This is a genomic window from Halococcus thailandensis JCM 13552 (assembly GCF_000336715.1).
GTDB lineage: Archaea > Halobacteriota > Halobacteria > Halobacteriales > Halococcaceae > Halococcus > Halococcus thailandensis.
The window spans coordinates 81,672-95,146 of the sequence record NZ_AOMF01000171.1 but is presented as its reverse complement, the minus strand read 5'-3'; the positions used below and the strand labels follow the sequence as shown (position 1 = coordinate 95,146).

Here is a 13,475-nt window from a genome sequence, read left to right as displayed (position 1 = left end):
CTCCTCGTTCGCCATCGGATCGGACGATGGAGAAGTTCCCGTCGAATCAGTTCTGGATAAACGAGCAGTGGGTGGCTCGGTAAAGGGCCTCGTCACACGGGGCTCGGCGGGGGTAACGGTTCGTCATCGCCACCACCGGAACCAAGCGGGGCGGCGGGCAAAAACGCTTCCACACCGCCGGATCATCGGCACTCCCGTCGTCAGTCGTAGCGAAGCCAGATGAGCAGCCGCTCGTTCTCGCGGGTCTTCGTCGAGACGGTCCCCGGAACGCTGTGGAACGACTGCAGGCGGCCGAAGGTGACGCGATTATCGTGGCCCTGCAGCCGCAACCACGACCGAACCGAGTGTGGCTGGAGCATCGTCACCTTGTGCGCTCGCCCGAGTCGCTGGGGACGATAGTCGATTTTCGTGGGAACCCCAGCGATGGCGACGGGCGTCCCGGCATCGACCTCGCTCACCGAACGATCGATCTCGTCGAGCGCCGACCGCGTGACGTCGCCCGTCTCGCCCCAGCCAGAATCGGCGTACAGCAGCGGCGACGCGGCGAGCGACGGGACCAAGAGAACCAGCACGGCGACGACGACCAGCGCGTCGGTGTCCCGATTCGAAAACGTCCGCCATCCGTCGACGGCGGGAAGCGCGGCGTCGAGACAGACCGCGGCCAGCGCGAGCAGCGGTATGGCGAAGAAATACGCGTCGCGGAAGGCGAACTGCTTGGCGAGGAAGAACAGGGGCAGCGGCGAGAGCAGCCACAGGAAGAAAAACCCCATCGAACGGCCGGCGGTGAACGAGCGGGCCGAAGCGATGGCCGCCAGCAGCGCGCTCGCGGCGCCGACGGCGAAGACGATCCCGGCGGTGTACCAGCCGGCGTGATCGATCGCGTCGACCGACGCGAGTGGCGACGCACCCGGAAAGCGAGCGACGACGAGCAGAACGGCGAAGCCAACGATGGCGACGACGAGCGGGAGAGCGCGCCGCGGGGCGATCCGGCCGAGTGTACGATCACGGGCGAACGAAACGAGCAGCGCCAGCGGAACGGCAGTCACGACGGCGATCACGAGCGGCGTCGAAACGCCACTGATCGCAGCGAGAACGTCGGCCTGATAGACCAGCGAGAGCACGTACTGCACCGGAAAGAGGAGTGTCTGGGAGAGCGGCGGGTCGTGCGTGTAGCCACCGATGCCGCCGAGCACGGCGAACCGGACGGCGAGATAGCCCACCGCGACGGCCGCCAACGGGGCCACGGCGACGATGGCCCGGCGATACGTCGAGCGTTGGCGCAGCGAGGGCCCTTCGAGCACTAGCCAGAGGAAGGCGAGCGGGCCGACGACGGCTGCGGTTTCCTTGGAGAACAGCGCGAGTCCGTAGGCCACGGCCGATCCGACGCGCAGCCGCCGGCTGTCACGGCGGACGCTCTCGACGAACAGCCAGAGCGCGAGCAGGCCGAACAGGGCGAGCAGCATGTCCTGCCGCCGCGAGATCGCCGGCACGACGTCGGTGCCGAGCGGGTGGATCGCGAACAGCGCGCCCGTGAACGTGCCGACGCGGAGCGAATCGGTCAGCGAACGGATCGTGAGCACGACGAGCACGCTGACGAACCCGTGCAGCAGCAGGTTCGTGAGGTGGTAGCCGAACGGGTCGACGCCCCAGAGCGCGTACTCGGCGGCGTAGACGAGGTTGACGACCGGCCGGTAGAACCGCCCGGCGTCGAGATAGGAGGTGCCGTACAGCAGTGGTTTCGTGAAGATCGTCCGGAGATCGGCGAGCGAGGCGATGCGGCTCGTCTCGACGAGCGCGATCGAGTCGTAGGAGGTGAACCAGTAGCCGAGCGACTCGACGTGTGCCAGCACGGCCAGCGAGAACGCGAGCACCGCAGCGAGCGCGACGCCGTGTGATCGCTTCATCGGTGGTTACTCGTCGATGACGCGACCGGGGGTACTCCTCTTTGTGGTCGCTCGCGATCCGTCGCTCGCCGAACCCAGACGAGGGTCGCCCGCTCGCGTGCCTCGGCGTGGAAATCGAGTTTTGGGAGATCGGAGACGGTCGCAGACCGGACGAACCGGACCTGCGTGTCGGCCGTGTCGGTGAGCGAGAGCCACGCCTCGACCGAGTATGGCCGCAGCGGCGTCACCGACTGCGCGTGCGGGGCCGACCGCTCGTCGGCGTCGAACGCGTTCGGGAAGCTCGCGACGTAGATCGGCTCATCGCCGGGCGCGTCGTCGATCGTGTCCGCGAGGCCCGACAGCGAGCGTTCGTTGAGCACGCCGACCGAGCGCCAACTGTCGCCGGCGTAGAGAAGCGGTGATGCACTGATCACGGGAACGAGCAGGAGGAGAACGACGGCGATACGCGCCACGTCGCCGGTGGGCAGCGCGGTGGTGCGGTCGGCACCGAGCGCGCTGCGGACGGTGGAGACGATCCGTTGCAGGGCGGGAACCAGCAGCATCGCGAGCGCGGCCATCGCGGGCGCGGTCGCGAGATAGGCGTTGCGCATCCCGAACCCGAAGGTGAACGGCTTGCTCGCGACGAACCCCCGCGTGCCGAGCAGGACGATCGGGACGAGGATCCAGCAGGCGAAAAACGCCAGCTGTCGGCGTCGCGAGTCATCGATGACGATACCGTCCGCGAACAGCGCGGTGGCGAGACCGGCGAGACAGGCGCCGACGAACAGCAAGCCGACGAGATAGCTCCCGAGAGGATCGCCGACGGCCGGCAGCGCTACCGAGCCAAGCGATTCGCCGGCGAGCACGAGCGGGATACCCGCGAAGCCGACGACGCTCGCGACCGGTGTGAGCGCCCGCAGCGAGCGAAACCGACCGCGATGGAAGTAGCCCCGCCGGAGCAGCGCCATCACCGTGATCGCACCGACGACCAGCACGACGGCGACGCCGACGACGAGCGACGGCACCCCGACGGAACGTATCGCCGGCAGCTCGACGACGGCGTTCTGCGGGACGAACAGCCAGAGGAGATACTTCACGCCGAACAGGAGCCGATCGGCGAGCGTGGCGCTCGTCGGGACCGCGTAGCCGCCGAACCCGCCGAGTACGGCGATGCGGACGGCGAGATACAGCGCCGTGACGGCGACGAACGGGCCGATCGTCCCGACGAGAGTTCTGACGATCTGCGTTGGGCGGTCGCTGTCGCGGTCGAGCAACACCCAGACCGCGGCCAGCACGGGAACGACGAGCGCCGTCTCCTTCGCGCCGATCGCGAGCGCGTAGGCGACCAGTGCGGCCACGAGCCCGCGATGGCTCGTCCACTCCCACGGGAGTCGCTCGTCCGGCGGGGTCGCGCGATACCAGCGGACGAAGAGGGTGAGCGCGGCCAGCACGAAGATCGTCAGGAGGGTGTCCTGTCGCCGCGCGGTCACGGGAACGACCTCGGTCGTGACGGGATGGATCGCGAACAGCGCCCCCGCGAGCGCGCCGACCGCTCGACGGCGCGTGATTCGAGCCGTGCAGACGGCGACGAGCGCGGCGGCGATCGTGTGCAGGAGGACGTTCGTGAGATGATAGCCGAACGGGTCGAGCCCCCAGACGGCGTAGTCGATGGCGTAGCTGAGCGTCGAGAGCGGCCGGTAGAACAGCGCAGTGGTGGTGAAATCCGATCCGGCCATCAGTGGCTGGGCGAACAGCGAGACGAGTTCGGCGGGATCGGTCGCACGACTCGTCTCGATCAGCGGCAGCGTGTCGCTCGCGACGAACCAGTAGCCGAGCGTTTCGGCGTGAGCGAGGAACGCGAGCGACACGACCGGCAGGAGCCACCGCCACCGGCCGGACCACGAGCGCATACGTCGAATGGAACTAGTCGGCGCGCATAAGTGGGTCGAAATCCGCCTCGATGAGCGAGCAGTCCCCACAGCATTCGAAAGCGGGTTTCAGCCCGTTGGAATCGTCGGCTCTCCCGTGGATTCGTGGACAACTGTTTTCGTAACCGTTCTCGAACATCGGTCCAGCTGGAGCACCAGGAGCCGAGCCACGATAGATGACACCGAACCGGCGTCGTCGCGACAGGGAGCGATCGACGGCGCGCTCGAACGAAGAGACGAGGAAGAGCTCGCAAAGCTCGTCGGAAATCTTTCGTCAATTTCCGGCGAGACGTGCAAAGCGTGTCTCCGTCGGCTGAAAGCCGCGGTGACCGACGATCCGGATCTCGTAGGGTCAGCGCTGCCGGCATGTGAAGGTTTGCTCACCGACGACGAGCGCTCGGTGCGACTGACGACTGCCAAGCTGTTCGTCGCGGTCGCGGAAACCGACCCGGATTCCGTCGTTCCGACGGTGTCGAAACTCGCCGATCGGCTGGCTGACGACGAAGAGTTCTACTACGTGCGCGCTCGCTCGGCCGAGGCGCTCGGTTACGTCGCGATCGACCATCCCGACACCGTCGCGACACCCGAGCTGCTGGCCGATCTCAGGATCGGGCTATCGTTCGACGAACCGGAGGTGAAGGAGAAGCTGGCGAAGGCGCTCGAACACGTCGCGCTGGGCGATCCCGAGCGGCTCGCTCACCACCACAGCTCGGCCCTCGCCGAGCATTGCGATGACGAAAGCGAACTCGTGCGCTATCACCTCTGTACGGCGCTGGTGATCGTCGGCTGTGAGCAGCCCGAGCATCTGTCCGATGTGGTGGACACGCTGCGAGAGCGACTGACCGACGAAAATCCGTACGTGCGGGGGCGGGCGGCGGAAGGCATCGCCCTGCTCGCACAGTCGTCGACGGCGATCGGTCCGATGCCCGATCTCGACCAGGTCGACTCGGTGGACGACCCACCGTCGTTTCTGGTCGATCGCGTGCGTTTCGCTCGGCGGGCACTGGACGACGAGCGGCCTGCGGCGACCCCCGGAGTTCTCGGAACTCTCGATTCGGTTCGCGACGGGACGGACGATCTCGTCGCGGAGATCACGTCGCTCGATGCCGACGGCGAGTGTTCACACTGTCGCTAGTTGTCCACTCTACCAGTCACGGTACGAGCAAGTGCGTAGAAATCGGCCAGACGTGAGGCGGAGTCCCAGTGTAGCATGTGNTCGCTAGTTGTCCACTCTACCAGTCACGGTACGAGCAAGTGCGTAGAAATCGGCCAGACGTGAGGCGGAGTCCCAGTGTAGCATGTGCGAGAGGCACTCCACTGAAGAGAATCTGTCGAGCTACGGATCTCTCGTTGGTGATTCCGGGACAACTGTGCCCGTAGGAGATAGCTGTCGCTCCTCGCCAGCCTCGCTTCGATCGAAGCGAGGCGGCTCAGGCGAGTCCGTGATCGCATCCCGCCGGCAATCCCACCCCGTTCGTTCGATACTTCTCCTTCCACCCGAGTTCATCGTCTAACACTCGTTCGACTCCGTGGAGAAACCCATCACTGAACGTGAATTCCACCGGAAGTGCTCGCCCGCCACGTCGTGGCTGGGCGAGCACCGCCCACTGGAGCACGACCCACAACTGCTCTAACAGAAAGCCAACACCCACGTAGAACAACCGAATCGTCGTCGATGGCGTTGTTGTGAGGGCACGCGCTTCACGGAACTTCTCGTAGCTCTTCTCGATCCGTGACCGGTTGTCGTAGACTGTCGCGACCTGCGCTGGCGTGCGGTCTTCCAGACCGTACGCCGCGTATCCCGTCCGTTTCACACCGGACTTTCCTCGATCACCGTTCTGATAGGTCACGTTTACCGCCAGCGGGTACGTTTGTTCGTACTCCTTGCCTTCACAGATCGTCTCTTCGGTCATGTATGACGCGTTGACCGAAAGCTTCTCCCGGAGCGAGTCTTTCCCGGTCTTGACCGGAAAGACTGGCGGAGCCGTCTCACGAAGCACACCGATCAGTTCCCCGTTGAAGGCAGCTCTATCGATGAGAATCCGCTCGATCTCGAAGGGATAGGTCTCGACGCGGGCGAGCACGCGCTCGACCGCGTCGGCCTTGCTGTCCTCGCCAGCTACTGGCTCTACGGCGAGGGTCAGCGGCTTTCCCCGGGCGATGACGAACGCTGTACAATAGCGGTGGCACTTCGTTGTTCCGTCACGGGCTTGCATCCTCCTGAACTCGTCTTCGTCCTCCGGATGGCCGTGGAACGGGTTGTCCATGAAGTCGATACAGACGGTTCTCGACCCGCCACGGTCGAGAACCGTCATTGCGACCAACGCAAGAATATCGTTCACAGCGTCCAGTATGGCGGGTTTCTGGAGGGTATGGAGCCAGTCCATCACGGTCTCCCGGTTTGGCGTATCGCTGGTCTTCGTCGTGACCCCGTTGACCGATGTGGTTCCAACAGCGGCCCGAAGCACGACTTCCATGATTTCCTCGGGATCGAGGCCGGAGCCCTCGATCCCTTCCATCGGAATCAACTCCAGCATCTCCAGAGCAAGAGACTTCAACTGGGCGTTCGAAATGAACTCGTCCGGATCTGTGAGAACTTCCTTGAGTAAGGGTAGGTTCATCACTCACAAATCCGGATAGCGGGTGAATCAGGTCACTGATTCATCCGCTTCGTTCCTACAACGTATCAGCTACTGGGCTGTTGAGCCAGAGTGGACAACTAGCGANTAGCGGGTGAATCAGGTCACTGATTCATCCGCTTCGTTCCTACAACGTATCAGCTACTGGGCTGTTGAGCCAGAGTGGACAACTAGCGACTGTGGCCTCGAACTGCCGGAGAGCGGCCCACCGGTCTGTCCGCGCTGTGGAGCGCCTCACTGACCACCGATTTTGGCTTGCCTAAAGTTCGGAACGCTTTTGCCGTGTTAGGCGAGCCTAAACTATATGGCAGACGACGCTCCCGAACGCGAGGCACCGACGCGGCGCGACTACGTGAAATACGGCGGCGCGGTCATCGGTGGCGGGCTGCTCGCCGGCTGTACTGGTGAGAGTAGCCCAGCCGGCAGCGGCGACATGCCGGGACCGAACGGATCGGACGACTCGACACGGACACGAAACCGGTATACGGCAGCGATCGAGCCGGTCGGCGAGGTCGAGTTCGATTCGGTGCCCGAGAAGTGGATCACCCACGAGTTCTCCCTGGACATGGCGGTCGTCTGTGGGACGACCGACGGCATCGTCGAAACCGCGTGGCGACCGGGCGAGTACGTCCTCTCGTTCTACCGGATGCTTCCCGACGTCGACGTGCCGAGCGTCGCCGAGATGAACGGGATTCTGGGCAACAGCGAGTCGATGAACAAGGAGTACATCTACGAAGTCGACCCCCACATGATCGGTGTCGACCCGAACTGGTTGCTCCAGTATTCGTCGGGCACGGGGAAGGACATCGAGGAGATTATCGACAACGTCGCCCCGTTCTGTGGGAGCTACAACCAGCGAAAACGCGACGACTCCTGGCCGACCTGGCCCGACGGGAAATACCGGTACTACGACCTCGCCGAGGTGACGAAATACTGGGGCCAAGTGTTCAACCAACCCGAACGCGGGGAGGCGATGGCCGAACTGAGTCGATCGATGGCCGAGCGGATCAGGTCGCAGGTCCCCGAGACGGACGAGACGATGGGGCTTCTCTGGGCCGGACCGCCGGACAGCGGCGAGATTTACATCTACAAACCGACCCAGGAGACGGAGAAAGTCTACGGCAGGAAACATTTCAGCGATCTTCAGGTGAACGACGCCCTGGCCGGCCAGTACGACGGCAAAACGTCGATTTACGTCGATGCCGAGGTGATTCTGGAGGCCGATCCCGACAAGATAGTGCTCCATCACGGGCTGATGAAGAACCAGCTGCCGGCCTCGGACGCGTACGACGGGAACGACACGGAGGGCAAAACGATCGCCGAGTACACGCTCGACCTGTACCGGAACGATCCCGTGCTGTCGGAGCTGACCGCCGTCAAGAACGACGAGCTCTACATCGGAACGATGGAAACCACGGGGCCGATACAGGGTCTGTTCAACACCGAAGTGCTTGCCAAACAGCTGTATCCGGAGACGTTCGGCGAGTTCCCCGGGTTCGACGACGACAACACGTACGACGTGCCAAAGAGTGAACGGCTGTTCGACCGCCAGCGCGTCGCTGACATCTGCAATGGGAACCTCTGACTATGGGTGACAACGATAGCGACACCACGACCGGGCCACCGACGCGCCGAGAGTACGTGAAATACGGCGGTGCAGTCATTGGCGGCGGGCTGCTCGCCGGCTGCACGGGTGAAAGCAGTTCCGAGGGAGGCACGGGGGCCGGAGCGACAAACACTGCAAACGAGACGACGACCGGCGGGAACACGACCGAGAATGGCGAGGACCCCTATTCGATACGAATGGCACCGATGGGGAACGTCGCGTTCGATTCGGTGCCGGGATCAGTTTTCACACGCCTTACACATCTAGCCGGGATGGCGTTCGCGCTCGGACGGGGAAACGACGTGAACGCGATGCACGCGCCGGACTACTACGACGCGCTGTGGAACCAGTTCACGCCCCGTCTCGATGGGGTATCGCTCGATTGGAGTGGGCTGTACTCCTCGTGGGAACCGAGCAAGGAGAAACTGTACGAACTGAACAGTGATGTCCATCTTGCGGACCCGGCAGGCGTTTTCTCGCTGGACGGCTGGAGCAGGGCGGACGTCAAGGAGATCCGAGACAACGTCGCACCTTGGTTCGGGAACTACTACAGCGATCGCCACGCGGAACCACCCGCCGAGTGGAAGGACAGCTATCGATACTACGGCCTGTGGGAGATGTTCGAGAAGGTCGCGAAGGTGTTCCGCGAAAACGAACGGTACGAAGCACTCGCGAAGATCCATCGCGAACTGCTCGATACCATCGAAGTGAACCGTCCACCCGCCAGCGAGCGGCCGACGGCGGTGATGGCGCTTCCGACGGACTTCGACGAGATATACGTATATAAAGTAAACAACCCCGGATTTCTGACGGCCCACACCCGACCGCTCGGAGCAACCGAGGCGTTCGGAGACGAGACTTCCTCTGGCGATACCGTCGACATGGAGGGACTGTTAGAGGCGGACCCGGACGTGATGCTCGGACTCGGCGGCATGCATCCCGAAACGGGCATGCAGGAGGTGCGAGAGAAACTGAATGAGAACCCGGTCGGAAAGCAGCTTTCGGCGGTCACAAACGATCGCGTGTATGCCCAGGGCGCACGCTATCAGGGACCGATTCTGAACCTCTTCCAGCTCGAAATGACCGCCAAACAGCTCTATCCCGGGCAGTTCGGCGAGTGGCCGACCTACACCAGCGGGCCATATCCTGAGATCCCCAAAGAAGAGAGACTGTTCGATCGCCAGCGTGTTGCGGACATCATCAACGGAAACCTCTAACCATGCCCGACGACACACCGACCGCCCGTCGAACGGTTCCGCAAACCGACGACGGCCCGATCGGACACCCATCGTCCGATTATCACTCGTACGGCGACGACCGGCTGCGCCAGTGTTTTACCGGCGCAACAGTCGCCTTCTCCGCGAGTACGGGCCGGACTGGCGGACGATACACACGCTGTGTGGTCGAGGAACGACTCCGCGTCCGTGGTATCGATCCGCTCGACGTCGTTGCGGAGCTGAACGATGACTGACTCCGACAACACGACCGACGTTGACGTCGTTATCGTCGGCGGCGGACCGGCAGGCTGCTCGGCAGGCGTGTTCACCGCTCGGTACGGCCTGAATACCCTGATTTTCGACCGCGGGCGCTCCTCGATTCGGCGGTGTGCACATTTAGAGAACTATCTTGGCTTCCCTGCCGGCATCGATATCGAGATGTTTCAGGACCTGCTGCACGCCCACGCCACGGAGGCCGGCTGTGAAATCGTGCCAGATATGGTCGAATCGGTCGAACGCGCCGACGACGGCGGGTTCGTCGTCGAACCACAGGAGGACGACGACGTCACCGCGGCGCGGGTCGTCGCGGCGACGCGCTACGGTGGCGAGTATCTCCGCTCGCTCGACGGCGATGCGATGTTCGAGAGTCACGAACACGATGGCGAGACCCACGAACGGTTCGGCCGCTCGTACGCCGCGACGGACGGGACGACGCCGATCGACGGACTCTACGTCGCATCCCCTTCCGACGAGTCGGATCGACAAGCGATCATCGCCGCCGGGCGCGGCGGACGCGTCGGATTGAGGGTCGTCGACGAGGTGCGCCGCGAACAGGGCTATTTCGAGGGGTTCGTCGACCACTACGACTGGGTGCGCGACGAGGCCGAACTCGCCGGCGAATGGGCCGATCGCGAGCGCTGGCGCGAGTACGCCGATGCCAGCCGACCCGACGATCACGACGTGAGCGAAGAGCGGTGGGCCACGCTGCGAGAGCGGGAGATCGACCGCCGGTTCGCGCAGTATATCGATGTCGAGGAGATCGAGCGTCGTGGTACGGCGGGTCAGCGAGCACTTCTGGAACACATCGACAACGATCTCATCCGTGAGCACGCAGCAACCCTCGATCAGCAACGATGACTGGCAAATCGGACGATCACAGCGCGTACAGCGTCGTCATCGTCGGCGGGGGCGTGGCGGGCCTGTCGGCGGGGATCTTCACCGCCCGGCACGGCCTCGACACGCTCGTCGTCGACGGCGGCGACTCGATCATGCGACGGAACGCCCACCTGGAGAACTATCCGGGCTTTCCCGCCGGCATCAACGCCCGGCTGCTCCTCGAAATGATGGGAAAGCAGGCCGATGGGGCTGGCTGCGATCGCCACTCGACCGAGGCGATCGCCGTCGAGGCGAAAGCGGATGGTTTCGCGGTCGAGACGGCCAGCGACGACCGCTATCACGCCGAGTACGTCGTCGCCGCGACGAAAAACGCCACCGACTATCTCACCGACGTCGACGGAGTCGGGATCGTCGATCGCGGGAAGACCTACGTCGAGACGGACGAACGCGGGCGGACGGGCGTCGAGGGGCTCTACGCGGCGGGCCGCCTCGCCGAGAAACCCCATCAGGCGATCGTGGCCGCTGGCCACGGTGCCGAGGTCGCCGTCACGCTCTTGGAGGACGACGACCGCCCGTTCTACCACGATTGGGTCGCCCCGGAGGGCTACTTCACCGATCGTGGGCGGGAGCTCCCGCCTGGCGTCGAGGAGATCGGCGAGGAGGAACGCCGTCGCCGGGCGGCCGCGTCACGGGAGACGCTGCGCGAACATGTCGCCGAACCACATCCCGACGAGCAGCAGACGCATCCGAGTCTGGAGGACTGATCCCGTCAAGCGCTGAGTGGGGTTTACGAGTCGGTGGTCGATGTGGGTGAATGTCACGGTGGTTTTACGTTCCTTTAGGTCGGCCTAAAGTGTATGGTCGATACCACAGTCGCGGTTCCAGCGTGCAGCGGAACGGGCACGGCTGCCAGCACGCTCGTTCGCGATGGAGCGCTCACGGACTGTGCGAGCCGAATCGGTGCCGATAGCGCGACGAGCGGATCGAAGACAACGAGTGAAGACACGACGATCGCCGATTCGCGACTGGCCCTCCGAACGACACGAAATCAACCATCGATGACCGAACCCACGCTCGACGATCTCCGCACTCGAATCGATTTCCTGGCGACCGACGTCGGCCGGTACACCATCGTCTGCGCTCGCACCGGCGCGCGTCCGGTGCCGATCGCCGGGCGACAGTTCCCCGATCGGGAAGCGGCCACGCGGGCCGCCCGCGCCGCCCAGCGCTACCGTGCGCGGCTGCGCCGCTACGACTCCCGAGTGGCCTACCACGATCTCATCGTTCGTGAAACGATGGCCACCGGCGAGGAACGAAACACGTGCGCGTCAACGAGCCGTGACTGGCAGTACCGGTTTTGGGCACTCGCCGACCGCGAACTCGCGCGCCTGCGTGCGGCTCACGAGGGCGAGCCATGACTGTCGAGACCCATATCCGACAGGCGATCGATCGCGTGCACGAGGAACAGACGGCCATCGACGGGAAACAGGCGGCGTACAAGCGCTTCGTCACCGGCGTCGAAGGGGTTGCCGTCGAGACGCCGACTACCCAGCGGGGCGGGCTCCGAACCGGCCCCGCCGCCACGGTAGCGGCGAGCTCGTCGGGCGGATCGAACAGTCGGCAACAGGTCCGTGAACGGTTCGCCGAGACGGTTCGCCCGCACAGCACTGCGGACGTCGACGATCCCGAAACGCTGCTCGAAACGGTCGGGGCCGAACTCTCCGAGCAGGTCGCGATGGCTCTCGCGCCACAGAACATGACGGGGTTCACCGCCAACCTCAAGCAGGGCGTGCTCTCCGAGGCGGCACAACGACGCCACGAGCTCCGGGTGATGGAGCGCGCGCTCGACCGCGAGGAGGCGTCGCTCGTCGCGGCGAACGACGCCATCGACGAGCTGCTGGCGTGGATCGTCGACGCGAACGAGACGGCGCTCACTGACTGCGGATTCGCGGCGCTTCGGGCACGACACGAGCGGCTGGACGGGTTCCACGACCGATGCGGAACGATCGCTCACGAGCGCCAGTCGCTGCTTCACGCGACCACCAGCGTCGACGCACAGGTCGGCATCACCCAGCAAGAGCTCGTGAACTGTCTCTACGACGGGTTCCCGGTGGCGTATCCCGTTCTCTCGACGATCGCCCGGGTCGAACAGATCTGTGACGAGTGCCAACGAGCGATCCGAGCGCATCTGGTGCGACGGGTGTGAACGGACGATCGACAGAACGGCTACCATCCCCACGAATTGATACGTTTCCAGGGGCCTCTCATACTAACGAATACATCGCGGCACGATCACGCGAGAGATGCGTCGTCGCCTCACTCGCCACCATGTTTTGACGTCGTACTCCGTGTGAAACCTGGTCGATGCTGCCGTGCGATGACTGATGGCCATCGAGGCCATACTGCGATCGATGGCCGATATCCGAGCGCCGAGCGTTCCCGACGACCGCCTCGACGGCTGGACGAGGATCGAGGGGACGACCGAGACGCTGTTCGCGCTGCCGACGATGCGGGTGCGCGGCCACACGCTCGTCTACGAGGACGGCCCGCTCCGCGAGGCCCTGCGGGCGGCCGACGACGCCCTCGACATGCCGTGGCGATTTTTCTTCGCCACCCGTCTTGCCTTCCGTCCGCCGCTCGCACCCGGGATCGGCACGGCGTCGGTGCTGCCGACCGTCACGACCGAGCTCCGCCGATCGTTCGCGTCCGACCTCGAAGACAGGGGCTTTCGCGCGGTCGAACGGGGACGAAACCAGCGCATGCGTACCGATACCGGTGATCGCGCTCGTCTCACGAAATACACCGCCCGATACGCCGTCGAGCGTCGCGACAGCGATCACGACATCGCCATCGAAGGCTGGGTCGCCATCTGGACGCGGCGAGGCGGGTTCCGCATCGCCGGCGGAGCCTACCCGACCCAGGGGTTCGCCGCGCTGTGCGAGAGCGCCGGGGTCGACCCCGACGACCCGAACGCGTACCGCGAGGAACTGCTCGGGCTGCTCCGCGCCGTCGAGTGAGATGCGTGTTCATCGAAGGCAGCTCGCTGACCAGCATTTTTATCCCCACGATGGGCGATTGCCCGAGCG

The 13,475-nt window shown here is 64.5% G+C and carries 12 protein-coding genes; 9 read left to right on the top strand and 3 right to left on the bottom strand.

The genetic code is table 11. The annotated features are described in order from the left end of the window. Positions 1-200: 200 nt before the first annotated feature. Together C451_RS16780 and C451_RS16775 are read right to left on the bottom strand one after the other, a co-directional pair. On the bottom strand, positions 201-1,904 hold the full coding sequence (locus tag C451_RS16780) for a glycosyltransferase family 39 protein (RefSeq protein ID WP_007742416.1): 1,704 nt from the start codon (positions 1,902-1,904) through the stop codon (positions 201-203). Then, positions 1,901-3,793, bottom strand: coding sequence for a phospholipid carrier-dependent glycosyltransferase (locus C451_RS16775; RefSeq protein ID WP_007742415.1), 1,893 nt, complete (start codon positions 3,791-3,793; stop codon positions 1,901-1,903). The genes C451_RS16780 and C451_RS16775 overlap by 4 nt, the downstream gene beginning before the upstream one ends. 190 nt (positions 3,794-3,983) lie before the next feature. Here C451_RS16775 and C451_RS16770 point away from each other — a divergent pair, with 190 nt between their 5' ends. Continuing rightward, the gene (locus tag C451_RS16770; protein ID WP_049913194.1) at positions 3,984-4,946 is read left to right on the top strand and encodes a HEAT repeat domain-containing protein; all 963 of its coding nucleotides are present in this window, start codon (positions 3,984-3,986) and stop codon (positions 4,944-4,946) included. Positions 4,947-5,241: 295 nt separating this feature from the next. Here the strand turns inward: C451_RS16770 and C451_RS16765 are convergent, their stop codons facing one another. Beyond that, the gene (locus tag C451_RS16765; protein WP_004053631.1) at positions 5,242-6,432 is read right to left on the bottom strand and encodes an ISH3 family transposase; all 1,191 of its coding nucleotides are present in this window, start codon (positions 6,430-6,432) and stop codon (positions 5,242-5,244) included. A 322-nt stretch (positions 6,433-6,754) separates the two neighbouring features. On the opposite strand from C451_RS16765, the gene C451_RS16760 reads away from it, so the two are divergent. The 8 genes from C451_RS16760 (at position 6,755) to C451_RS16725 (ending at position 13,406) form a co-directional block, all read left to right on the top strand. Continuing rightward, positions 6,755-8,035, top strand: a complete 1,281-nt coding sequence (locus C451_RS16760) for an ABC transporter substrate-binding protein (protein ID WP_007742411.1) — start codon at positions 6,755-6,757, stop codon at positions 8,033-8,035. Between the two features lie 2 nt (positions 8,036-8,037). After that, positions 8,038-9,273, top strand: a complete 1,236-nt coding sequence (locus C451_RS16755) for an ABC transporter substrate-binding protein (RefSeq protein WP_007742410.1) — start codon at positions 8,038-8,040, stop codon at positions 9,271-9,273. A 2-nt stretch (positions 9,274-9,275) separates the two neighbouring features. Further along, a complete protein-coding gene (locus C451_RS16750; RefSeq protein WP_007742409.1) occupies positions 9,276-9,527 on the top strand; it encodes a hypothetical protein in 252 nt (83 codons plus the stop codon). After that, positions 9,520-10,410 (top strand): NAD(P)/FAD-dependent oxidoreductase, encoded by an 891-nt coding sequence (locus C451_RS16745; protein WP_007742408.1) that lies wholly within the window; start codon positions 9,520-9,522, stop codon positions 10,408-10,410. Before C451_RS16750 ends, C451_RS16745 begins: the two co-directional genes overlap by 8 nt. Next, complete coding sequence (locus C451_RS16740; RefSeq protein ID WP_007742407.1) at positions 10,407-11,153, top strand: FAD-binding protein; 747 nt, start codon at positions 10,407-10,409, stop codon at positions 11,151-11,153. Before C451_RS16745 ends, C451_RS16740 begins: the two co-directional genes overlap by 4 nt. 93 nt (positions 11,154-11,246) lie before the next feature. After that, a complete protein-coding gene (locus tag C451_RS16735) occupies positions 11,247-11,807 on the top strand; it encodes a DUF7552 domain-containing protein (protein ID WP_007742406.1) in 561 nt (186 codons plus the stop codon). After that, entirely contained in the window at positions 11,804-12,595 is a 792-nt protein-coding gene (locus tag C451_RS16730; protein WP_007742405.1) for a DUF7260 family protein, read from the top strand. Before C451_RS16735 ends, C451_RS16730 begins: the two co-directional genes overlap by 4 nt. Positions 12,596-12,773: 178 nt before the next feature. Next, complete coding sequence (locus tag C451_RS16725; RefSeq protein ID WP_007742404.1) at positions 12,774-13,406, top strand: hypothetical protein; 633 nt, start codon at positions 12,774-12,776, stop codon at positions 13,404-13,406. The last annotated feature ends 69 nt before the right edge of the window (positions 13,407-13,475 follow it).

Coding starts and splice junctions, on each gene's coding strand:
- C451_RS16780 (WP_007742416.1), bottom strand. CDS start 1,904: ATGAAGCGATCACACGGCGTCGCGCTCGCTGCGGTGCTCGCGTTCTCG.
- C451_RS16775 (WP_007742415.1), bottom strand. CDS start 3,793: ATGCGCTCGTGGTCCGGCCGGTGGCGGTGGCTCCTGCCGGTCGTGTCG.
- C451_RS16765 (WP_004053631.1), bottom strand. CDS start 6,432: ATGAACCTACCCTTACTCAAGGAAGTTCTCACAGATCCGGACGAGTTC.
- C451_RS16760 (WP_007742411.1), top strand. CDS start 6,755: ATGGCAGACGACGCTCCCGAACGCGAGGCACCGACGCGGCGCGACTAC.
- C451_RS16755 (WP_007742410.1), top strand. CDS start 8,038: ATGGGTGACAACGATAGCGACACCACGACCGGGCCACCGACGCGCCGA.
- C451_RS16750 (WP_007742409.1), top strand. CDS start 9,276: ATGCCCGACGACACACCGACCGCCCGTCGAACGGTTCCGCAAACCGAC.
- C451_RS16745 (WP_007742408.1), top strand. CDS start 9,520: ATGACTGACTCCGACAACACGACCGACGTTGACGTCGTTATCGTCGGC.
- C451_RS16740 (WP_007742407.1), top strand. CDS start 10,407: ATGACTGGCAAATCGGACGATCACAGCGCGTACAGCGTCGTCATCGTC.
- C451_RS16735 (WP_007742406.1), top strand. CDS start 11,247: ATGGTCGATACCACAGTCGCGGTTCCAGCGTGCAGCGGAACGGGCACG.
- C451_RS16730 (WP_007742405.1), top strand. CDS start 11,804: ATGACTGTCGAGACCCATATCCGACAGGCGATCGATCGCGTGCACGAG.
- C451_RS16725 (WP_007742404.1), top strand. CDS start 12,774: ATGGCCATCGAGGCCATACTGCGATCGATGGCCGATATCCGAGCGCCG.